General features: G+C 66.5%; 23 protein-coding genes and 1 tRNA gene. 14 read left to right on the top strand and 10 right to left on the bottom strand.

Annotation, left to right across the window (positions count from 1 at the left end; translation table 11 throughout):
* The first annotated feature begins 24 nt into the window (after window positions 1-24).
* Genes ACXYMN_RS02265 through ACXYMN_RS02255 form a run of 3 tightly spaced genes read left to right on the top strand, consistent with a single transcriptional unit; the run spans window position 25 to window position 2,544 of the window.
* The gene (locus ACXYMN_RS02265) at window positions 25-522 is read left to right on the top strand and encodes a hypothetical protein (protein ID WP_459011776.1); all 498 of its coding nucleotides are present in this window, start codon (window positions 25-27) and stop codon (window positions 520-522) included.
* A gap of 40 nt (window positions 523-562) precedes the next feature.
* Window positions 563-1,651, top strand: a complete 1,089-nt coding sequence (locus ACXYMN_RS02260; RefSeq protein ID WP_459011775.1) for a DUF6902 family protein — start codon at window positions 563-565, stop codon at window positions 1,649-1,651.
* On the top strand, window positions 1,648-2,544 hold the full coding sequence (locus ACXYMN_RS02255) for a DMT family transporter (protein WP_459011774.1): 897 nt from the start codon (window positions 1,648-1,650) through the stop codon (window positions 2,542-2,544). Before ACXYMN_RS02260 ends, ACXYMN_RS02255 begins: the two co-directional genes overlap by 4 nt.
* 21 nt (window positions 2,545-2,565) lie before the next feature.
* On the opposite strand, the gene ACXYMN_RS02250 is transcribed toward ACXYMN_RS02255, so the two are convergent.
* The gene (locus ACXYMN_RS02250; RefSeq protein WP_459012346.1) at window positions 2,566-2,889 is read right to left on the bottom strand and encodes a HesB/IscA family protein; all 324 of its coding nucleotides are present in this window, start codon (window positions 2,887-2,889) and stop codon (window positions 2,566-2,568) included.
* A 176-nt stretch (window positions 2,890-3,065) separates the two neighbouring features.
* Here ACXYMN_RS02250 and ACXYMN_RS02245 point away from each other — a divergent pair, with 176 nt between their 5' ends.
* The 8 genes from ACXYMN_RS02245 (at window position 3,066) to ACXYMN_RS02210 (ending at window position 12,030) form a co-directional block, all read left to right on the top strand.
* Complete coding sequence (locus ACXYMN_RS02245) at window positions 3,066-4,226, top strand: deoxyguanosinetriphosphate triphosphohydrolase (RefSeq protein WP_459011773.1); 1,161 nt, start codon at window positions 3,066-3,068, stop codon at window positions 4,224-4,226.
* A 77-nt stretch (window positions 4,227-4,303) separates the two neighbouring features.
* Window positions 4,304-6,136 carry a cation:proton antiporter gene (locus tag ACXYMN_RS02240; RefSeq protein ID WP_459011772.1) on the top strand — a complete coding sequence of 611 codons (1,833 nt, stop codon included), beginning with the start codon at window positions 4,304-4,306 and terminating at the stop codon, window positions 6,134-6,136.
* Window positions 6,137-6,322: 186 nt separating this feature from the next.
* Window positions 6,323-8,068, top strand: a complete 1,746-nt coding sequence (gene argS / locus ACXYMN_RS02235) for an arginine--tRNA ligase (RefSeq protein ID WP_459011771.1) — start codon at window positions 6,323-6,325, stop codon at window positions 8,066-8,068.
* 72 nt (window positions 8,069-8,140) lie between these two features.
* Window positions 8,141-9,118: an SPOR domain-containing protein gene (locus tag ACXYMN_RS02230; RefSeq protein WP_459011770.1), complete on the top strand. Its 978-nt coding sequence runs from the start codon at window positions 8,141-8,143 to the stop codon at window positions 9,116-9,118.
* Entirely contained in the window at window positions 9,115-10,119 is a 1,005-nt protein-coding gene (locus tag ACXYMN_RS02225) for a glycoside hydrolase family 3 N-terminal domain-containing protein (protein WP_459011768.1), read from the top strand. Before ACXYMN_RS02230 ends, ACXYMN_RS02225 begins: the two co-directional genes overlap by 4 nt.
* Window positions 10,116-10,913 (top strand): segregation and condensation protein A, encoded by a 798-nt coding sequence (locus tag ACXYMN_RS02220; protein WP_459011766.1) that lies wholly within the window; start codon window positions 10,116-10,118, stop codon window positions 10,911-10,913. The genes ACXYMN_RS02225 and ACXYMN_RS02220 overlap by 4 nt, the downstream gene beginning before the upstream one ends.
* Window positions 10,910-11,605 (top strand): SMC-Scp complex subunit ScpB, encoded by a 696-nt coding sequence (gene scpB / locus ACXYMN_RS02215; RefSeq protein ID WP_459011765.1) that lies wholly within the window; start codon window positions 10,910-10,912, stop codon window positions 11,603-11,605. Before ACXYMN_RS02220 ends, scpB begins: the two co-directional genes overlap by 4 nt.
* 116 nt (window positions 11,606-11,721) lie before the next feature.
* Complete coding sequence (locus tag ACXYMN_RS02210; RefSeq protein ID WP_459011763.1) at window positions 11,722-12,030, top strand: hypothetical protein; 309 nt, start codon at window positions 11,722-11,724, stop codon at window positions 12,028-12,030.
* A gap of 128 nt (window positions 12,031-12,158) precedes the next feature.
* Here ACXYMN_RS02210 and ACXYMN_RS02205 read toward each other — a convergent pair whose 3' ends face one another.
* Together ACXYMN_RS02205 and ACXYMN_RS02200 are read right to left on the bottom strand one after the other, a co-directional pair.
* The gene (locus ACXYMN_RS02205; protein WP_459011762.1) at window positions 12,159-12,509 is read right to left on the bottom strand and encodes an SH3 domain-containing protein; all 351 of its coding nucleotides are present in this window, start codon (window positions 12,507-12,509) and stop codon (window positions 12,159-12,161) included.
* Between the two features lie 181 nt (window positions 12,510-12,690).
* The gene (locus tag ACXYMN_RS02200) at window positions 12,691-13,770 is read right to left on the bottom strand and encodes a 2'-deoxycytidine 5'-triphosphate deaminase (protein WP_459011761.1); all 1,080 of its coding nucleotides are present in this window, start codon (window positions 13,768-13,770) and stop codon (window positions 12,691-12,693) included.
* A gap of 193 nt (window positions 13,771-13,963) precedes the next feature.
* On the opposite strand from ACXYMN_RS02200, the gene ACXYMN_RS02195 reads away from it, so the two are divergent.
* Complete coding sequence (locus tag ACXYMN_RS02195; protein WP_459011760.1) at window positions 13,964-14,803, top strand: DUF6544 family protein; 840 nt, start codon at window positions 13,964-13,966, stop codon at window positions 14,801-14,803.
* Between the two features lie 71 nt (window positions 14,804-14,874).
* Here ACXYMN_RS02195 and ACXYMN_RS02190 read toward each other — a convergent pair.
* The 7 genes from ACXYMN_RS02190 to ACXYMN_RS02160 form a co-directional block, all read right to left on the bottom strand.
* Window positions 14,875-14,951 (bottom strand) — tRNA-Pro (locus tag ACXYMN_RS02190).
* Window positions 14,952-15,037: 86 nt separating this feature from the next.
* On the bottom strand, window positions 15,038-16,408 hold the full coding sequence (locus ACXYMN_RS02185; RefSeq protein WP_459011758.1) for a MerR family transcriptional regulator: 1,371 nt from the start codon (window positions 16,406-16,408) through the stop codon (window positions 15,038-15,040).
* A 7-nt stretch (window positions 16,409-16,415) separates the two neighbouring features.
* Window positions 16,416-16,718 carry an integration host factor subunit alpha gene (gene ihfA, locus ACXYMN_RS02180; RefSeq protein WP_459012345.1) on the bottom strand — a complete coding sequence of 101 codons (303 nt, stop codon included), beginning with the start codon at window positions 16,716-16,718 and terminating at the stop codon, window positions 16,416-16,418.
* A gap of 95 nt (window positions 16,719-16,813) precedes the next feature.
* Window positions 16,814-17,785: a beta-ketoacyl-ACP synthase III gene (locus ACXYMN_RS02175; protein ID WP_459011757.1), complete on the bottom strand. Its 972-nt coding sequence runs from the start codon at window positions 17,783-17,785 to the stop codon at window positions 16,814-16,816.
* Window positions 17,782-18,888 (bottom strand): phosphate acyltransferase PlsX, encoded by a 1,107-nt coding sequence (gene plsX, locus ACXYMN_RS02170; protein WP_459011755.1) that lies wholly within the window; start codon window positions 18,886-18,888, stop codon window positions 17,782-17,784. The genes ACXYMN_RS02175 and plsX overlap by 4 nt, the downstream gene beginning before the upstream one ends.
* Window positions 18,889-18,916: 28 nt before the next feature.
* Window positions 18,917-19,123, bottom strand: a complete 207-nt coding sequence (rpmF, locus tag ACXYMN_RS02165) for a 50S ribosomal protein L32 (RefSeq protein ID WP_459011754.1) — start codon at window positions 19,121-19,123, stop codon at window positions 18,917-18,919.
* Window positions 19,124-19,289: 166 nt separating this feature from the next.
* Window positions 19,290-19,862 (bottom strand): YceD family protein, encoded by a 573-nt coding sequence (locus tag ACXYMN_RS02160; protein WP_459011753.1) that lies wholly within the window; start codon window positions 19,860-19,862, stop codon window positions 19,290-19,292.
* Window positions 19,863-19,983: 121 nt separating this feature from the next.
* Between ACXYMN_RS02160 and ACXYMN_RS02155 the strand changes: the two genes are divergently transcribed.
* Both ACXYMN_RS02155 and ACXYMN_RS02150 read left to right on the top strand, forming a co-directional pair.
* Window positions 19,984-20,451 carry an outer membrane protein assembly factor BamE gene (locus ACXYMN_RS02155; protein WP_459011752.1) on the top strand — a complete coding sequence of 156 codons (468 nt, stop codon included), beginning with the start codon at window positions 19,984-19,986 and terminating at the stop codon, window positions 20,449-20,451.
* A gap of 4 nt (window positions 20,452-20,455) precedes the next feature.
* Entirely contained in the window at window positions 20,456-21,256 is an 801-nt protein-coding gene (locus ACXYMN_RS02150) for a GNAT family N-acetyltransferase (protein WP_459011751.1), read from the top strand.
* The last annotated feature ends 54 nt before the right edge of the window (window positions 21,257-21,310 follow it).

Here is a 21,310-nt window from a genome sequence, read left to right as displayed (position 1 = left end):
ATTGAACCTGAATTGGAGGACACCATGTCTGCACTTAAGCGCTTCGAAACGCACGAGATTAATGACGTCACAGCAATCGAGCGTCAGGAAACGAGCCTGTCTGCCCTGACCGGCGATGCGGTCGAGGCGTTCACCTCGTGGTCCGGCCCGGAAGACACCGCGCTGCATGGCGGCGACGCGACCGAGATGTTCACCTCGTGGTCCGGCCCCTCGGGCAGCGAGACGCGGACGGGTGACGCGACCGAGATGTTCACGTCCTGGTCCGGCCCCTCGGGCAGCGAGACACGGACGGGTGACGCGACCGAGATGTTCACCTCGTGGTCCGGCCCCTCGGGCAGCGAGACGCGGACGGGTGACGCGACCGAGATGTTCACGTCCTGGTCCGGCCCCTCGGGCAGCGAGACGCGGACGGGCGACGCGACCGAGATGTTCACCTCGTGGTCCGGCCCCTCGGGCAGCGAGACGCGGACGGGCGACGCGACCGAGATGTTCACCTCGTGGTCGACGCCTGCCAACGCCTGAGCCCTCGGGGCGGACTTTCGGACTGATAAGGAAGAGTACAATGTCGAACATCGTCCAACTGAATGTTCCGCCCCGACTACACGACAAGGAGGCGCGCCTCGGCGCCCTCGTTGCGACCTTCGCACAGCATCGCCGCTCGGAAGACGATGTCTTCTGGCTCAAGGAAAACGCCGAGATCCTGAACGTGTTCGAGACCTCGTCGATCAGCCCCGGACCGGAGGCGCTGAGCGCGCTTGGCAATTTCTACGAGGGCGTCGAGGCGCGGCTGGCCTTTTTCCCGCAATATTACCGCTTCATCCTGTCGATCGCCCTCGATCTTGAGGATCTGGGCGTGCCGGGCACCAAGGCCGAGGCCCTCTGCGCGCAGGTTCTCGACCACCAACTGCCCGAGGCGGAACTGTCCGACCTGCAACGGCTGGAGGCGCGGCGGCTGGTGGCACGACGCGGGTTCCGCGCGTCGCCGCAGGACGCAGGCCTGGAGGATCGGCTGCGCGCCTTCATCGGGCGCAGCGCGACCTTCGCGATCCCCAACAAGAAAGCGGCCTATGAACTGACCCATGTGGTTTTCTACCTGAGTGGATACGGTCGCAGGGACCCCGGGCTGTCAGCAGATACGATCACCAGCCTGCTTTACGCGGGAACAATCGCGTTTCTCGACCGGAACGCGGATCTTCTGTCAGAAGTCGCTATCGCTTTGCGTTATTGTGATGTATCAATTCCGCAACCTTGGGTAGAGTTCCTGGATGCCTCTCTCGGGGCAATGCGGGTGACGGGGGATGCGGACGTGCGCAAGCCTGACGATTATCACGAATATCTGGTCGCCAACTGGCGGGTCGCGGCCCTTGGCGGAGAAGCCTTTGCGGCACCGCTTTATCCCGGTGCGATGCGCTTTGACCGGATGCGGCGCGGCGCGTCACCCTTGCGCGAGATTTCGGAATGTCTGTTCCTGCTCGGTGCCAACCGCAGCTCCGACTGGACGCATATGCAGACCGTTGTCGGCGATCTGCTCACACCCGCCGCACAATCGGCGCTGCGCGCCGCCGCCGCCGCCGTGCCGCACCATTTCGATGCGTTTTTCGCGGGTTTTTCCCGCGCCGAGGGACGCGGCCCGCAGATGGTGCCGCAATGAGCCTGCGCCCGGCGCATCTGGGGGCGATCTGCGTTGCGCTTTATACGTTGCACATGGCCGCGGCCGACGGCATCACCAAGCTGATCGCGGGGCAGTACGCCGCGCCGCAGCTTTTCGCGCTTGCAGCGCTCATCGCCATGGCCATGTCGCTGCTGATGAGCGCGCGGGCGACGCCGGCCGGCGTTCGGGCGGCGCTGGTCACCGGCTGCAGGTGCGCGATGGTCATCCGATCGATCCTGACCGTTGTGGCCTCGATCGCGTTCTTCAACGCCTTCCGCCATCTGCCTTTCGCGGATGTCTTTCTTTTCATGGCGCTGGTGCCGATCATCGCGGCGCTTCTGAGCGGGCCGATCCTGCGGGAATCCATCCGTCCGAGTGCCTGGATCGCGCTGATCTTCGGGGTTGCGGGCGTACTTTGTCTGATGCCCGGCGGGGTCTCGGCCCTGACCATCGGGCATCTCTGGGCGGGGCTGGCGGTTCTGTCCGGCACCGGCTCGCTGATCGCGGCGCGTCTGATCGGACGGCGCGAACACAATGCGCTGGCGCAGGTGTTTTACCCCAACCTCGCCCTGTTCGTCGTGATGGCGGTCGCGCTGCCCTTTGTCTGGCAACCGATGCCCCTCGCCGATCTGGGCTGGGTGACGGCCTATGCGCTGTTCCTGTTTGTCGCGCGTTGGATCGTGACGGTGGCGATGCGGCTTCTGCCGGCCTATGTCGCGACGCCGCTGATGAATCTGCAATTCGTCTGGATGGTGGCCATCGGCTTTTTCGCGTTTGGCGAGGTGCCGAGCCTTGGCACCATGCTGGGCGTCAGCCTGGTGATCGGGTCGGGCCTGTGGCTGGTGATCGACGACGCACGTCCCGGTTGGCGGCGGACATCGCTGACCGCCTGAGGCCCGGACGCCGCCAACCCGCTACATCGAGAAGCTGGTGCCGCAGCCGCAGGAACTTGCGGCGTTGGGGTTCTCGATCACGAACCGCGCGCCGATCAACTCGTCCGAAAAGTCGATCACGGCATTTTCGAGAAACGGCAGCGACACGCGATCGACCACCACCTTCTGCCCCTGGCTTTCGAGGATCAGATCGTCATCCTCGGGCGCGTCGAGCTTGATCTCGTACTGAAATCCCGAGCAGCCGCCGCCCTCGACCGCCACCCGCAACGCCTGGCCCTGATCGCCCGCGCCGATCTCGGCTAGGCGGGCAAAGGCGCGCTCTGTCACTTTCGGGGGCAATTGCATGGGGCACCTCGGGCTTTCGTTGCGGGTCATGGGTCGCTGTCTCGGGTCGCGGTCGGGATCGTCGCGGCGACAAAAACGGTCGCGTCCGGCACGGCCCTGCATGCGCAGGCGCGTTGCTTCCGGTCGCGCAAGGAATATATGAAGTCACGGGATAGCCGACAAGGACCTCTGCCGCAATGCCAGCCCTCTATGCCTGCACACCCGCGGCCTCGCGCGGGCGTCGTCACCCGGAAGAGGAAAGCGCGTTCCGGTCCTGTTTTCAGCGGGATCGCGACCGCATCATCCACGCCTCGGCGTTCCGGCGGCTGAAACACAAGACCCAGGTCTTCGTCGAACACGAGGGCGACTTCTACCGCACCCGGCTGACCCACTCCATCGAGGTGGCCCAGGTGGCGCGCACGATCTCGAATGCGCTGGGGCTCAACGTCGATCTGACCGAGGCGGTGGCGCTGGCGCATGATCTGGGCCATACGCCGTTCGGCCATACCGGGGAAGACGCGCTCGATGCGCTGATGACGCCCTATGGCGGCTTCGATCACAACGCCCAGACGCTGCGGATCGTGACCACGCTGGAGCGGCATTACGCCGAGTTCGACGGGCTGAACCTGACCTGGGACACGCTGGAAGGCATCGCCAAGCACAACGGTCCGGTGACCGGCACGCTGCCCTATGCGCTGGCCGAATACGATGCGCATCACGATCTTGAACTGCACACCCATGCCAGCGCCGAAGCGCAGGTTGCGGCGCTTTCGGACGATGTGGCCTACAACAACCACGACCTGCACGACGGTCTGCGCGCGGGGCTGTTTTCGGAAGACGACATCGCCACGCTGCCCATCGTGCGCGACGCCTATGCGCAGGTCGACGCGCTATATCCCGGGCTTGAGCCGTACCGCCGCCGCCACGAGGCGCTGCGGCGCGTCTTCGGCACCATGGTGGCCGATCTGATCGACACCTCGCGGGCGCGGCTCGCGGCGTCGGGGGCCACATGCGCACAGGACATTCGCGATCTCGGTCGCCCGGTGATTGCGTTTTCGGACGCGCTGCGGGCCGATCTGAAGGCCATCCGCGGTTTTCTGTTTACCCACATGTACCGCGCGCCCTCGGTCATGGCGCAGCGCGAACGGGTGACCCAGGCGGTCAATGCGCTGTTCCCGATCTATCTCGGCGATCCGGGCCAGTTGCCCCGACGTTGGCAAAGCGACATGACCGCGGAGGAAGACCAGACGGCGATCGCGCGATCGGTGGCCGACTATATTGCCGGCATGACGGACCGCTTCGCGCTGCAGGAACATGCGCGCCTGACCGGTGTCGATGTGCTGAACGACCAGACCTGACCTTGCGCCGCGCGCCGAATCAACGCGATATGCAGGCAAATGGCGATCCGACCGCCCGATAGAAAGAGGTGACAATCATGGCAACGCCCGCAGAGGCCGGCCTCGACCCGGTGATGGGGTTTGCGCTCGTGGGCGCATTGGGTGTCGGGTCGCAATGGCTGGCCTGGCGATTGCGCATGCCCGCCATCGTGCTGATGCTGCTGGCGGGGCTGATCGTCGGGCCGGGGCTTGGCCTGCTCGATCCGTCGCGGGACTTTGGCAGCATCCTGCAACCGATGGTGGCCATTGCGGTGGCGATCATCCTGTTCGAGGGCGGGCTGTCGCTGCATTTCTCGGCGCTCAGGGATGCGGCGGTCGGGGTCAGACGGCTGGTCTTCATCGGTGCGCCGCTGGGCTGGGCGGCCTCGGCGGCGGCGCTTTATTACGTGGCGGGGCTCAGCTGGCAGACCTCGGCGGTGTTTGGCGGCATCATGATCGTCACCGGGCCCACGGTGATCGCGCCGCTGTTGCGTCAGGCGCGGCTGAGGCGTCGGCCGGCGGCGCTGTTGCGATGGGAAGCCATCGTCAACGACCCGGTCGGGGCGCTGGCGGCTGTGCTGGCCTTCGAGGTCGTCGTGGTGTTGCAGACCGCCAGCGGTCCCGGCGATGCGGTCGTGGATCTGGTGATCGGCATCACCGTGGCGACGGTGCTGGGCCTGGCCGCGGGCTGGGCCACGTCGCGGGCCTTTGCCCGCGGCTGGGTGCCGGAATACATGAAGGTGCCCGCACTTTTCGTGCTGGTCCTGGTCGTCTTCGGGGTCTCGGACTGGGTCCTGCACGAGGCCGGGCTGCTGGCGGTCACGCTCATGGGGCTGTGGATCGCCAATGTCGAATTGCCATCCTACACCGAGATCCGCCGCTTCAAGGAACAGGCGACGGTGATGCTGGTGTCGGGTGTGTTCATCCTGCTCGCGGCCAACATGGACCGGGCGACGCTGGCCTCGCTGGACCTGCGCGCGCTGGCCTTCGTGCTGGTGGTCGTTCTGGTCGCGCGCCCGGTTGCGGTGCTGATCGCGCTGGCGTTTTCCGGCGTGCCCAGGGCCGAGCGTCTGCTGGTTGCCTTCACCGGGCCGCGCGGCGTCGTACTGGTCGCGGTGGCGGGCCTGTTCGGCGAACGGCTGGCCGGGATCGGCATCGAGGACGGCAGCCGTATGGCCCCCCTGGCCTTTGCGCTGGTGGCGGCGACGGTGGTGCTGCACGGCTTTACCCTGTCGCCGCTGGCGCGGATGCTGGGGCTGACCGCGGCGGACCGCCCCGGCGTGATGATCGTCGGTGGCTCCACCTGGTCGCTGGCACTGGCGCAGGCGCTGAAGGCGCTGGATCTGCCGGTCATCATCGTCGATCCCAACCATTCGCATCTGCGCGCCGCGCGCGAGGCCGGGATCGAGACCTATTTCGGCGATCTTCTGTCCGAGGATGCGGAGCACAAGCTGGACCTGGTGCGGTACGAGCAGGTGATCGCGGCCACCGACAACGATGCCTACAACACGCTGGTGACTACCGACCTCGGCCCCGAGTTCGGGCGCGAAAAGGTTTTCCAGCTGCGCCGCGCCCGCGAAGGATCGACGCGCCATGCGCTGCCCGCGACGCTGGGCGGTCGCCCCATCGGATCGGACGAGACGTTCTACGAATCCGAAGCGCGGATGCGCGAGGGGTGGGAATTTCGCACCACGCGGCTGTCCGAGGAGTTCACGCTCGAGGATTGGTACGCGAAGAACCCCGACGCGATCATCGTCGCGGATTTCGCGACCGACGGCAGCTTGCGCTTTCTCGGTCCCGACAGCACGCCGCGCGACGGTGCCGATGTGCGTATCCTGATGCTGGCCCCCAAGCGCGAAGAACGGTCGGAAGAGCGCGTGCCGACCGGCTGATCCGCACTTGCGGGGGAGGGTGCGGGGCCGCCGCCCGGGCAGTCAGCGGGCGCGTCGGCGAGGCCCCGCATCAGGTCCGGGGCAGAGGGGGTGCGCGCCACGGCGTCCGGTCTCTTGCGGGCCACCCTGATTGACGCGCGCGGTCCGCATGGTAGAGCACAGGCAAACCCGAGGAGCCCAATTCCCATGAACCTCTTTTCCGAGATCGGCGCGCTGGTCACCGACGCCATCGGCGCACTTGTCGACGCGGGCACGCTGCCTGCGGGCCTCAACCTCGGCCCCGTCGCGGTCGAGCCGCCGCGCGATGCCGCCCATGGCGACATGGCCACCAATGCCGCGATGGTGCTGGCCAAGCCCGCCCGGATGAAACCGCGCGACATCGCCGAGGCGCTGGTCCCGCTTCTGGCGGCCGACGCGCGCGTCGCCGAGGCCACTGTCGCCGGGCCGGGATTCATCAACCTGCGGCTGGCCGACAGCGTCTGGCAGGCCTTGCCCGCCGCGATCCTGACGTCTGACGGAACCTATGGCCGGTCGGGACTGGGGCAGGGATGTTCGGTCAATGTCGAATACGTCTCGGCCAACCCCACCGGGCCGTTGCATGTGGGCCATACCCGGGGCGCCGTGTTCGGCGATGCGCTGGCGTCGCTGCTGGATTACGCGGGCTACGCGGTCACGCGGGAATATTACATCAACGACGGTGGCGCGCAGGTCGACGTGCTGGCGCGGTCGGTCTACCTGCGCTATCTCGAGGCGCACGGACGCAAGGTCGAGTTCGAGGACGGCACCTATCCCGGCGACTATCTCGTGCCGGTCGGGGCCGATCTGAAGGGCAAGGTGGGCGACGCCTATATCGACCAGCCCGAAGCGGTCTGGCTGGACGAAGTGCGCACCTTCGCCACCGCCGCGATGATGGACCTCATCCGGGCCGATCTGAAGCAGCTCGGCGTCGAGATGGACCACTTCTTTTCGGAAAAGTCGCTCTATGGCACCGGAAAGATCGAGGCGGCGATCGAGGATCTGCGCGGCAAGGGGCTGATCTACAAGGGCACGCTGGAGCCGCCCAAGGGCAAGACGCCCGAGGATTGGGAGCCGCGCGAGCAAACGCTGTTCATGTCCACACGCTATGGCGACGATGTCGACCGTCCGATCATGAAGTCGGACGGGTCCTGGACCTATTTTGCCCCCGATATCGCCTATCACTACGACAAGGTGCAGCGCGGCTATGATGCGCTGATCGACGTCTTCGGCGCGGATCACGGCGGTTACGTCAAGCGCATGAAGGCGGCCGTGGCGGCGCTGTCGGCGGAAAAGACGCCGCTCGACATCAAGCTGACGCAGCTGGTGAAGCTTTACAAGAACGGCGAACCTTTCAAGATGTCCAAGCGCGCGGGCACCTTCGTGACCCTGCGCGACGTGGTCGAGGAGGTCGGCGCGGATGTCACCCGCTTTGTCATGCTGACGCGCAAGAACGACGCGCCGCTCGACTTCGATTTCGCCAAGGTGATGGAGCAGTCCAAGGACAACCCGGTCTTTTACGTGCAATACGCCCATGCCCGGGTGCGGTCGGTGATGCGCAAGGCGGTCGAGGCCGGGATCGACGTCTCGGACACGGCGCTTGCCGCCGCCGACCTGTCCGGCCTGACGCATCCTTCCGAACAGGCGGTGGCGCGGAAACTGGCCGAATGGCCGCGCCTCGTCGAGATCGCGGCGCGTACCCACGAGCCGCATCGGGTCGCCTTCTATCTCTATGATCTGGCCAGTGAACTGCACGCGCTGTGGAACAAGGGCAACGATGTGCCGGGCCTGCGCTTCCTGCAGGACGGCGATGCGGCCACAAGTCAGGCGAAAATCGCCCTCGCGCGGGCCGTGTCGGTTGTCATCGCGGCGGGTTTGGGTATCTTGGGCGTCACACCGGTCGAGGAAATGCGCTGACCAAATCAAGCGCCCCACCGGTCAGGCAGAGCAGAATGACCGGTGGCCACGGCTGCCGAAGATGAGGCAGGCATGGCGGATATCTATCGTTCCGGCTCCGATTCCGGGGTCGCAGGACAGGGCACAATTGCAACGCTCACCCATCTGACAGGGGCGGCGATGTCGCTGGCGCTGATCGTCGGGATCGGCGTCTGGGGCACCAAGCTGATCATGCGCGACGTCTCGGGCATCCCCGTGGTGCAGGCGACCGAAGGGCCGATGCGGGTGCAACCCGTCAATCCCGGTGGCCGCCCGGCGGATCATCAGGGCCTCGCGGTCAACGATGTAGCCGGGCAGGGCATGGCGTCGCCGCCGCCCGCGGAGATCCGTCTGGCACCGCAGTCGGTCAGCCTGACGGATGACGATGTGCCGTTGGGCCGCCTTGCGTCCCGCCCCGCGCCACGACAGCCGCGGCCGACGGTGGATCCGACACCGAAAGGCACACCCGCACCGACGCTGGCCGAGACGATCCCGCCGGACCCCGCCGTCCCGGCGCCCGTCAGTCCCGACGCGGTCGCGGATATGGAGGCACCGCCAGCCGAGGACGTCGAGATGGCCGCCCCCCCGAGCATGCTGGACGATGACCCGGTGCGCGCGGCGATCGACGCCACCATCGAGATGGCGCTGGAGGCCGATGGCGGCATCGCCCGGTCGTTGCGCCCGAAGACGCGCCCGCAGGGGCTTCGGCGCGCATCGGTCGGGGCGACGCCGCCGACGACAGCGCCCGGCATCAAGGAAATCGCACCGGCAAGCATCCCGGCCGGCACCCGGCTGGTGCAATTGGGGGCCTATGACAGCCCCGAGACGGCGCGCGCCGAATGGACCCGCTTCGAAACCCGGTTCGAGGATTACCTGACCGGCAAGGACCGGGTGATCGAACAGGCGGCGTCGGGTGGCAAGACCTTCTACCGCCTGCGCGCGCATGGCTTTGCGGACCTGTCGGACGCGCGGCGGTTCTGCGCAGCGCTGGTGGCCGGCAACGCCGATTGTATCCCGGTGGTGACGCGGTGAACCGCTTCGGTGCGGCGATCCTTGCCCCTTCGGGGACGCGTCTCACCGAACCGGAACGGCGGTTCTTTGCCCGGGCGAATCCCTATGGCTTCATCCTGTTCGCCCGCAACCTCGAGGACGCGGAGCAGATCCGGGCGCTGACGGCGGCCCTGCGCGACACGGTCGGGCACAACGCGCCGATCTTCATCGATCAGGAGGGCGGCCGCGTGCAGCGCCTGCGCCCGCCACTGGCCACCGAATGGACCGCGCCTCTGGACTTCGCGGACCTCTACGGCGCAAGAGCGACCGAGGCGATGTACCTGCGCTACCGCATCACGGTGGCCGAGTTGCGCGGCTACGGCATCGACGGAAACTGCGCGCCGATGCTGGACGTGGCCCGGCCCGACACCCATCCCTTTCTGAAAAACCGCTGTTATGGCAGGGACTTGAAGCGCGTTCTCGATCTTGGTCGCGCGGTGGCGCGGGCGCATCTCGACGGTGGCGTCCTGCCGGTGATGAAGCACCTGCCGGGGCATGGTCTGGCGAAGCTTGACAGTCATCTTGACCTGCCGCGCATCGAGACGCGCGCGGAGGTGCTGATGGAGACGGATTTCGCCGCCTTCAAGCCGTTCGCGGACCTGCCGCTGGGCATGACCGCGCATCTGGTGTTTTCGGAGTACGACACCGCGCCCGCGACCGTGTCGCCGCGCATGATCCGGCTGATCCGCGACGAGATCGGCTTTGGCGGCCTGTTGATGACCGACGACATCTCGATGGAGGCGCTGTCGGGAACGGTGGCGGACCGCGCGGCGGCGGCCATTGCGGCGGGGTGCGACGTGATCCTGCATTGCAACGGCGAGATGGCCGAGATGCAGGCGCTGATGGACGCGGTGGGCGACATGACCCCCGAGGCCTATGTGCGGGCCGTGGCGGCGCTGACCGCCCGAACGGACCCGGGCGAGGTTGACATCGGCGCGCTGCAGGCCAAGCTGGAGGCGCTTCCAACCGGGCGCGCAGGATGACCGACGACAGCCATTTCGACCTCCAGCCGATCTCCGTTGCGGACCGCCTCGAGGCGGAGGCGCTGATCGTCGATGTGGATGGCTATGAAGGTCCGCTCGATCTGCTGCTGACCCTGTCGCGGACCCAGAAGGTCGATCTGCGGCGCATTTCGGTGCTGGATCTCGCGCGGCAATACCTGGCCTTCGTGGAAGAGGCCCGCGCACTGCGGATCGAACTGGCCGCCGATTACCTGGTGATGGCGGCCTGGCTCGCGTTTCTGAAATCCCGGCTTCTGCTGCCGCCAGACCCCACCGAAGACGGCCCCTCGGGCGAAGAGCTGGCGGCGCATCTGGCATTTCAGCTGGAACGCCTGCAGGCCATGCGCGACGTCGCCGCCCGGCTGATGGCGCGCGACCAGAAGGGGCGGGATTTCTTTGCCCGCGGCCTGCCCGAAAAGATGGAGCGGGTGCGCCATGTCCGCTATACCGCGTCGATCCTCGATCTGATGCAGGCCTATGCGCGGATCCGCACCCGCGACGAATTCCGGCCTTTCGTGATGGACCGCGACCGGGTCTTCACCATGGAGATGGCGCTGGACCGGATGCGCGGCATGATCGGCTTCGCGGGCACCTGGACCGACATCGCCACCTATCTGCCCGACGGCTGGAGCGACGATCCGGTCAAGCGTCGATCGGCCACGGCCTCGACCTTCGCGGCCTCGCTGGAGCTGGTCAAGGAAGGCCGCGCCGAGCTGCGCCAGTCCGGACTGTTCGCGCCCATCGAATTGCGACGCAGGGATGGGCGCGAGACATGAGCGAGGACGCCGTGGACCCTGCGCCGGGTGCGCCCGACGCGGAAGACGACCCCCGCGAGAGCCTGTTCGAGGCCCCGCCCATGGGCGAGCAGGAACGCATGGTCGAGGCCCTGCTGTTCGCCACCGCCGAGGCGCAGACCGTCAAGGACCTGAACGACCGGATGCCGTTCGGCTGCGACGCGGCCGAGGCGCTGGTGCATCTTGAAAAGCGCTATCAGGGGCGCGGCGTCCGGGTCATGCGGGTCGGCGATGCCTGGGCGATCCGCACCGCGCCCGATCTGGGCTTCCTGATGCAGAAGGAAACCGTCGAGACGCGCAAGCTCAGCCGTGCCGCGATCGAGACGCTGGCGATCATCGCCTACCACCAGCCGGTCACCCGCGCCGAGATCGAGGAGATCCGGGGCGTGTCGGTCAGCCGGGGCACTGTCGATCAGTTGATCGAGATGGAGTGGATCCGCTTCGGACGCCGCAAGATGACGCCCGGGCGACCCGTGACTTTCGTGGTCACGCAGGGCTTTCTCGATCATTTCGGGCTCGAGAATGCCCGCGATCTGCCGGGGCTGAAGGAATTGCGTGCCGCGGGACTGCTCGAAAACCGCCCGCCGCTGGGCGCGATGCCGGGACCGGGCGAAGGCGATGTCGATGCCGAGGAAGAAACCCCGGAAGGGCAGAGCGAGCTGTTCGAGGATTGAGGCGGGACGGACAAGTGGACACGCGGCAGTGGGGCGGGGGCTGTGTCGCGGGCTGTGATCGCGACGGGCTGCACCGGTGCCGCGCAACGCGACACATTCGTGCAATTGACGGCAGATTGGCCCTGAAATCGGCACAATTGATGTCTATCTTTCCGCGTATCGGCACAGACCGCCAGACGTGCGGCAGCAAGAGGCACAGCGAGGCAGAGATGAACGCGAACCAGATTATCAACATGATCATGCGCACAGTGATGCGTAACGTGATCAACAAGGGCGTGAATGTCGGAATCGACAAGGCCTTCGGCAAGGGCAAGGCGCGCGACGACATGACCCCCGAGGAGCGTCAGCGCGCCGATGGTGCCAAGAAACACGCAGGAAACGCGCAGAAGGCCATGCGCATGGCCCGTCGCGCCGGTCGCTTCTGAGACCCCGGTCGGTTCTGACTAACCGGGCTTTGTGACAATCCGGTCCGCCGGATAGCGACCGGTCGGACATGGAAAAGGCGCCGGGCCAGACCCGGCGCCTCTTGTGGCGTTGTAAAATCGTTCGACCGTTATTCGGACGCGGGCACGACGACCTCGTCAACCTCGATGATCAGCGGATCGGTCCAGTCGAAGGTGATCGTGGGCACTTCGGCGAAATCGACGTCGACAGCGTCACCCGCGATCCAGCCCTGGGTGGCGTCAAAGGTGATGGCGCACCAGGTGCCGTCTTCGAGGCAGCCCTTGAGCTCATAGTTCGCCTCGGCGGGCAGCGTCGCGATCGTGTCGTTGCTCAGGCCGGGACCTTCAAGCACGGTCAGCATGCTGTCAGGGGCCACGGTCTGGGTCATGGCATATGCGGGCATTGTCGCGATGCCCGCGACGAGGGTGGCGGCGAAAAGCGATGTGATCTTGCGTGTCATCGGATGTCTCCAATTCCTGTTATACAAGCCCGACGGGCATTGGGATAACAACAACCGGCGCGACGTTTCGTTCCCGATCCTGCGCAACGCACCGGCGCGATGTGGCGCTGCATGGCGGTTTCTTGCTGAAACGACCGGAAATAGGCCGAAATCCGGGTGCATTCCCCCGTCCTGCGCGATCTCAGGTCCGGAAATGCTTGGAAAGCTTCAGGCCCTGACCCTGATAATTCGACGCGATATCAGCGCCGTAGAGTTGTCTTGGGACCGCATCCATCCGCTCGTAGACCAGCCGTCCGACGATCTGCCCATGCTCCAGCACGAAGGGTGCTTCGTGGCAGCGCACTTCCAGCACGCCGCGCGAACCGGTGCCGCCCGCCGCCGCGTGGCCGAAGCCCGGATCGAAGAAACCCGCATAATGCACGCGGAACTCCCCGACCATTGCCAGGTAGGGCGCCATCTCGGCGGCATAGGCGGGCGGGATATGCACGGCCTCGCGGCTGACAAGGATGTAAAAGGCGTCCGGGTCGAGGATGATGCGGCGGTCGCGGGTGCGGATCTCTTCCCAGTATTCCGCCGCGTCGTAATGGCCGATCCGGTCCAGGTCGATCACCCCGGTATGCGGCTTGGCCCGATAGCCCACAAGGTCGTCGCCCGCGGCAGGCTCAAGATCGACCGAAAAGCCAAGCCCGTCGCGGATCAGCGGCGGGCCGCCGCTGACCAGCGTATCCGAGGCATGCAACGCCGTCAGCGCCGCGTCGTCAAGGATGGACTGCCCGCGGCGGAACCGGATCTGGTTGAGCCGCATGCCGGTGCGCACCAGGACCGAAAAGGACCGGGGGCAGATCTCGGCGTAGAGAGGGCCGGTATAGCCCGGCGCGATGCGGTCGAACTCGGTGCCGTCATCGGTGATCGTTCGGGTCAGCAGATCGAGCCTGCCGGTCGAGCTCTTGGCATTGGCGATCGCGGTGATGTCCTGCGGCAGCGCGAGGCTTTCCAGCAGCGGGATCAGGTAGACGCAGCCTTTCTCGAGCACGGCACCCTGTTCCAGATCGACGCGGTGCATCTCGAATTCGGCCAGGCGCTGTTCGACGCTTTGTCCCTTGCCGGACAAAAACGAGGCCCGGACCCGGATCGCCTGCCGACCGAGCCGCAGATCGAGGCTGGCCGGCTGGATCTGACCCGCGACCAGAGCCGCATCGAGCCCGATGGCACCCGTGTCGATCAGCGTTTCGATCTGCTGGCTTGCAAGCACGCCTGTCATGTCGCCGGTTTCCTTCCGCTGCGCAGGTCCTGTCTAACAAGGACACGCGGCGCTTGTGAACGCCAATGCGTGCAGACGAGGGTTAAAATGCATCGAACCGCGCCCGGCATGATCCCGGTCAAGGCGCGGTGCAGGGTGCCAAGCCAGACTGGCGGTGGTTTTTGCAGTAACGGGAACACGGGTGACAATGGGTGTGGCGCTTCTGCTTGGTGGCGGCATCGGTCTGACCCTGTCGGGCCTTTTTGCGATGCGCGCGCGCGACCACCGCGCCGACGCCCGCGAGGCAGCGCGCCTGCTGACGTGCCAGCCCCGGACCCCGCCGCGGTTCGATGCGTCCATGCTTGACGGGCTGCCAGCGCCCGCGGTTCGGTTTTTCACCTACGCAATCGCCGAGGGCACGCCGCTTTACACGGTCGCCCGGTTCGCGATGCGGGGTCAGTTCAACCTCGTGACCAAGGCGGCCCCGAATGTGCTGCAGATGACCGCGACCCAGACGCTGGCCGCCCCGGAAGGGTTCGTCTGGGCCATGTCCGCAAGGTCCAGGCGCATGCGCCTGTCCGGGTCGGATACGGGGGACTGGACGCGGTTCTGGGTCGCGGGGCTGCTGCCCGTGGCGCGGATCGGCGGAACCGAAGATCACCGCAGGGCGGCCTTCGGACGCTGCATCGCCGAAGCCCTGATCTGGACGCCGGCCGCGCTCTTGCCCGGGCCGGATGTGGTTTGGGAGGCCGTCGATCCCGACACAGCGCGGGTCACGGTGCGCCATGCCGGGATGACGCAGGCGGTCGACCTGGCGGTCGGGCCAGACGGTCAGCCGCTGAAGGTGTGGTTCCAGAGGTGGAGCGATGCCAACCCGGACAAGACCTACCGGCTTCAGCCGTTCGGTGCCGAGCTGTCGGAGTTTCGCAAGGTGCAGGGGTTTTGCGTGCCGATGCGCGCCGTGGCGGGCAACTTTTTCGGCACAGACGCGTATTATCCGTTCTATGTCGCTGAAATCACGACCTTTAAGTTTCCGGAAGGGGCAGGGGACTGATCGGTCCAATGCCGCACGCAAAGGACGCGGGCACCAACACCGCAGGGGGAATTTCAAAAAGGAAAGATAGCTGGTCGGGCTAGCAGGACTCGAACCTGCGACCTTCCGTCCCCCAGACGGACGCGCTACCAGACTGCGCCATAGCCCGACTTGGGATGTGTCATACTGGAAATAAGCGCCGTCGCAACCCCTTGAACAGGGAATTTTCAGCCCCGCGCGCCTACGATCCCGAGGCTATGCGCCGACATGCGCGCGCAGCTTCTCGAGAACGGGCGCAAGTCGCGCGGCATCTTCGGGCGACAGGCGGTCGAGCTTGGCCAGATGGTGCAGCGGACCCGGTTCAGGCGGCGCGGATGGCGACTCGATCCGATCGGTTCCGTTCGCGCCGGGCGATGGCGGCGCGACTGCGGGCGCGTCTTCGGCTGCGGCCTCTTCGGGATCGGCCTCGGGCGGGTTGTCGGGATGACCGGGGCGCGACGCGGCGTCCGTGTTCGGGGGGGGGACCGGGTCTGCGGCCTCGGCGATCTCGGTCTCGGACGCGGGCTCGGATGGGGCGGCCTTCGGGCGATCCGCTGCTGCCGTCGCGCCCTCTGCCAGGTTGTCTTCGCGCGGCGTGTCGTCGTCGTCGACCGGGGTCACGACCGGGTCGGCGTCGGCGGTTCGCGCGGCGTCCCCGTCGCGTGCGGCGCGGTCACTGAAAGGCTTGGACAGGAATTCAGGGGTCGGGCCGAACAGACTGGGCTGAGCCTCGGCTTCGTCGGATGCGGCGCGGGCGGATATTTCCACCGCCGCATCGGCATCGTCCGGAGAATCGGTCGCAACCGACGGCGTGTCCGCGGCACTGTCCTCTGGCGTAAGATCCGGCGCGGAGGCCGCTTCGGCGTCCTCGGGACGTTTCGCCTCATCGGGCGCGTCCGGCGCATCGCCCGCGATTACCGGTTCGGCGCGGTCGGTGGCATCGACGCTGTCGCCTTCCGCGTCATCCGGTTTGGCGGCGGTATCCCCGGCGACCTCGGGCGGGTCGGGCTGTTGCGCAGCCGCTGCATCCTGCAGCACCTCCGGCTCGGGCTCTGGCGCGACGTCCTCTACCGCAGGCGCGTCGGGCGTGCCCTCGGGCAAGGGGGCGACCGGCGCCTCGGCGCTGTCGGTCTCAGCATTGGCCGGGGGTGCAGGCGTCTCGGCAAGGGTGCCGCCGGTGAAGGGAACGACCGTCGAGGCGGGGGGCTCGGCCTCGATGAACGGCGCATCCTCGATCTCGTCGTCGATGCGCGCGGGCACGTCCCGATCGGGGGTCTCGACCGCGTCGAGCACGTCCTCCGCGTCGTTGTCGTCAATTGGAGGGGCCATGTCAGATACGGACTTAACGCCCTGTTCGGAAAGAATTTTCTGAACACCCTTGATGGTCATGCCATCGTCGTGAAGCAGCTTCTTGATGCCCCCGAGAAGCATCATGTCGGAGGGGCGGTAATACCGCCGCCCGCCCGCGCGCTTGACCGGCTTGACCTGCGGAAACTTGCTCTCCCAGAACCGCAGGACGTGGGCGGGCGTCTCAAGCCAGTCCGCCACCTCGCTGATGGTGCGGAACGCATCGGGAGATTTGCTCATGTCGGTTTCAGCCCTTGTTGCCAGTCGCCACGCGGTCTTTCATCAGATGCGACGGTCGAAAGGTCAGCACCCGGCGCGGCTGGATCGGAACCTCTTCGCCGGTCTTGGGATTCCGACCGACGCGCGCGGCCTTGTCGCGGACCGAAAACGTCCCGAAGGATGAGATCTTGACCTGTTCGCCCGCGACCAGCGCGTCGGACATGTGTTGCAATATCGCTTCGACCAAATCGGCGCTTTCGTTGCGCGACAATCCCACCTCTCGAAAGACGGCTTCGCTAAGATCCATGCGCGTGAGAGTTTTTTCCCCCATCGCTTCCTCCCTGATTTTGTCGGAGTGTAGGCGCGGAGCAATTTCCGAGTCAATATCAAGGGCTTGGCGGAGGGCGTTGATCTGACCGAAAAACGTCACCAGCGCAGGACGACAGAACCCCAGGCAAGGCCGCCGCCGATGGCTTCGGTGACGATCAGATCGCCGCGTTTGATCTTGCCCTGCTGCTTGCCCACCGAGAGCGCCAGCGGGATCGACGCGGCAGAGGTATTGCCGTGGTCCTGCACCGTCACGATGACGTTGTCCATCGACAGGCCAAGCTTCTTTGCGGTGCCGGTGATGATGCGGATATTGGCCTGATGCGGCACGACCCAGTCCACGTCCTTGCCCTCGAGCCCGATCTTCTGCAGCGCGGTGGTGGCGGTCGAGGCCAGCTTCTCGACGGCGTGGCGGAACACTTCCTTGCCCTGCATGCGCAAAAAACCGGTCGACTGCGTCGATACACCGCCATCGACATAGAGGATGTCCTTGAAGCGCCCGTCGGAATTCAGGTCGATAGACAGGATGCCGCGATCCTCGTTCGTGCCGGTGCCGGTCTGCGCTTCGAGGATCAGCGCACCGGCCCCGTCGCCGAACAGCACGCAGGTGCCCCGGTCGGTCCAGTCCATGATCCGGCTGAAGGTTTCGGCACCGATCACCAGCACCCGCTCGGCCTGGCCGGAGACGATCAGCGCATTGGCATTGGCCAGCGCGTAGATGAATCCCGCGCAGACCGCCTGCACGTCGAAGGCAAAGCCACGGGTCATGCCCAGCGCGGCCTGCACCATGGTGGCCGCCGACGGAAAGGTCAGATCGGCGGTCGAGGTGGCGACGATGATGGCGTCGATATCGTCAACGGCCAATCCGGCATCCGCAAGCGCCGCGTCGGCGGCGCGTTTGGCAAGGTCGGAGGTGGGCTGGCCCTCGGCCGCGAAATGACGTCGCTCGATACCCGAACGCGACCGGATCCATTCATCGGTGGTGTCGATACACGCCTCGAATTCGGCGTTTTCGACAATGCGATCAGGAAGGTAATGGCCACATCCAGCAATCACGGCGCGCAACGTCATGTGGTGGTCTCTCCGTCGTCTGCTGAAGTGGCGGCATCCTGAGCAAGCTCTGCGGTGGATGCAACCCGTGCCTTGAGCTTGTCGGTAAATCCCGATTCGGCCAGTCGACAGGCAAGGTTGACCGCAGCAGCGACGCCGGTCGCGTCGGCGGCCCCATGCGACTTCACCACGGTGCCGTTGAGCCCGAGGAAGACACCGCCATTGACCCGGCGCGGATCGATGCGCCTGGAAAGCCGTTTGAGCGACGGATAGGCCAGCAAGGAGGCAATGCGCGAGATGAAGGAATAGGCAAAGGCATCCTGCAGCAGATCGCGGATCAGTCCCGCCGTGCCTTCGCCGGTCTTGAGCGCGACGTTGCCGGTGAAGCCGTCGGTGACGATCACGTCGGCCACATCGCCGGGAATGTCGCCGCCCTCGACGAAGCCCACGAAGTCGAACTCTGCGCTGTCGGCGGATTGGGCGATCAGCTCATGCGCCTCGTGCAGTTCGGCGCGGCCCTTGTGCTCTTCGGTGCCCACGTTCAGCAGACCGACCCGGGGCCGCTTCAACGCCAGGCCGTTGCGGGCGTAGGACACCCCCATCAGGGCATATTGCAACAGGTCGCGCGCATCGGCGCGGATATCCGCGCCCACATCGAGCATGACGTTGAAGCCCCGCTCGGATCGGGACGGCCAGAGGATCGCGATGGCCGGGCGGCTGATACCCGGCAGCTTGCGCAGACGCACCATCGACAGCGCCATGAGCGCACCGGTATTGCCGCAGGACACCGCCACGGTGGCCTCGCCCGCGCGCACCGCCTCGAGCGTGGACCACATCGAGGTGCCCTTGCCGTTGCGCATCACCTGGCTGGGCTTGTCATCCATCGAGACGACGTCGTCCGCGTGCCGGATCTCGACCCGGGGGTCCAGATCGGGCGTCCTCGCGACGAGGCGCTCAAGCTCGGGCTTGTGGCCGTGAAGGATAAAGCGGACGTCGGAATTGGTCTTCGCGAACACGGCAACACCGGCGACAACCGCCGCCGGTCCCTGGTCGCCGCCCATCGCATCGATGGACAGCACGACCGCGCCCTTGCCCGTCTCCTGTTGATCCTGCGATGAGGTCATGAAGATGGGCCTCGCGGGGATGCGCTATTCAGGCTGCGTCTTCGTCCAGGTCGATCTCGTCGGCGACCGCCACGACTTCACGCGTTGCGTAGTGCCCGCAGGAGGGGCAGACGTGGTGCGGGCGCTTCAGTTCGCCGCAGTTGTCGCATTCGTTGGGGTTCGCCGCAGTCAGCGAATCGTGCGCGCGACGATTGTTGCGGCGCGATTTGGATACTTTGTTCTGTTGGACGGCCATGTCTCAACCTCAATCTCGTGTGATGGGCGCGCCTTGCGTCGTCGCGGTGCCCGGTGTCGGGAATCTGGCGGGCTGATAGTCCCTATCGCGCACCGCTGGCAACCCTGAATTCCTGTGAAGGCGCGAACATAGTGGGGGCAGGCCGGAACGCAAGCGGATTCTGGGTCTATTCGGCACCGCTTTCGTCATCCTTTTCCCGCGCCTGCATCAGTCCGGCAAGCCCGGCAAAGGGCTTGGTGTCCTCGTCCCGGATGGGGGCGGCGCCCGGGGGTCGGGATTCGGCGGCGATCTCGGCGGCGGTCTCGGCGCGGGGATAGTCGGGCGCGGCCAGCGACAGCGCCTCGATCAAGACCACCGAGGGGTCGATCACCGACCCCAGCGGTTCGGTGGTGTCGTCCTCGGGCATCTCGATTTCGGAGCCGGGTTCGGGATCGCCCAGCAGCGCCTCGGGCAGGTAGCTGCGCACCACGTCGGTCTCGATCCGGGTGGTGACCGGCGCCAGAGTGACGATACAGGGCTGCACCACCGTCGCCCCGAGATGCCCCTCAAGCCGCCAGCCGCGCTTGCCCAGGGGTTTGATGGCGCCGTCAAACACCACCTTGCGCAGCGCGGTGAAGTCGAGCGTCGCGGCAATCTCGGCACGCGTGGCCTCGTCGGGCGTCACGCGAAAGCGCGTCGGCTGCGTATTGGGCAGATCGGCGGTCCGGAACGGACCGGGCGTGTGGGGCGCTTCTGACATGGGATCGGCACCTTTCGTTGCATGCGGCGGATTTACCGGCGAACGCCCACGACTTGATCGCCGCTGCGTCCTTCTGTAAGCGGGATAAAAGCCGAACGCGGCCAAAAGCAAGAGGGTTGGAATGTCGGGCAGTCGAACACGGGCCGGAGGCGCATCTTTCGCCCTGATCATTGCAGCCGCCTTGTCGCTTGCCGCCTGCACGGCCGATTTCCGCAATCATGGCTATGTGCCGCCGGACGAGGACCTGCAATCCATCGTGCCCGGCATCGATACCCGCGCCACGGTCGAGGAAACGGTCGGCGTGCCCACCGCATCGGGCGTGCTTTCCGAGGGGGCGTATTACTGGGTCGGCTCGACCATACGCCACTTCGCCTGGCAGAAACCGGAGGTCACCCGCCGCGAGGTGGTGGCGATCACCTTTACCGACGATGGCGTGGTCGAGAATATCGAACGGTACGGTTTGCAGGACGGGCGCGTGGTGCCGATCTCGCGTCGGGTCACCGACAACGCAGGCGGCGATATCAGCTTCATCCGCAAGCTCTTCGGCAATATCGGCTCGTTGAACCCAGCCGGTCTGATCGGGGAATAGGGACGTGACCGCCGCGGGCCTGCCGGGACGTGACGGCGGCGCTTGCGATGCGGCGACGTCGCACGACCTTGCGCTTGCGAAGGGACGATACCGCGCCCGCATCGCCGATACCCCCGGCGACCGGGCGGCGGTCCGGACCTTGCGGGCACGGGCCTTTCCGGGCGACGCGGCCCGCGCCGAGGCCGATGCGATCGACGCGCGCGCCGTTCAGGTTCTGGTCGAGGATGCGACAAGCGGCGAGATGGTCGCCTGTTTCCGGCTTCTCGCGGTCCACCGGGGCACCAGCCTCGGTCAATCCTATGCCGCGGAGTTCTATGACCTCGCGCGGCTTGCAGACTATCCCGGCCACATGGTCGAGATCGGGCGCTTCTGTATCGCCCCCGGGCGGATCGACCCGGATATCCCGCGCATCGCCTGGGGGTTTCTGACGCGCTATGTCGACCGTCATGCGGTGGCGCTGCTGTTTGGCTGCGCATCCTTTGCGGGCACCGATCCGGCGCCTTACGGCGACGCCTTCGCCTGGCTGCGCGACCGGCATCAGGCCCCGCCGCGCTGGCAACCCGCCGAGAAGGCGGCCGAGGTCTATCGCTACACGGCGGACACCACCCGGCGCGCGGATGCCCGGCGCGGACCGAGGGCGCTGCCGACGCTACTCAAGACCTACCTCGCGCTTGGCGGTTGGGTCAGCGATCACGCGGTGATCGACCGCGACATGCAGACCCTGCACGTGTTCACCGGGGTCGAGACCGCGCGCATTCCACCGGCCCGGGCGCGGCTTCTGCGGCGCATCGCCGAGCCGGGATGACCCGGTCCGCGCCGTGCGCACTTGCGGGCGCGCGCCGCCGCTGCCATATGCCCG

It is taken from the genome of Roseivivax sp. CAU 1753 (genome assembly GCF_054482575.1).
The sequence above is the reverse complement of the archived record's forward strand: the minus strand, read 5'-3'. Positions and strand labels throughout refer to the sequence as shown.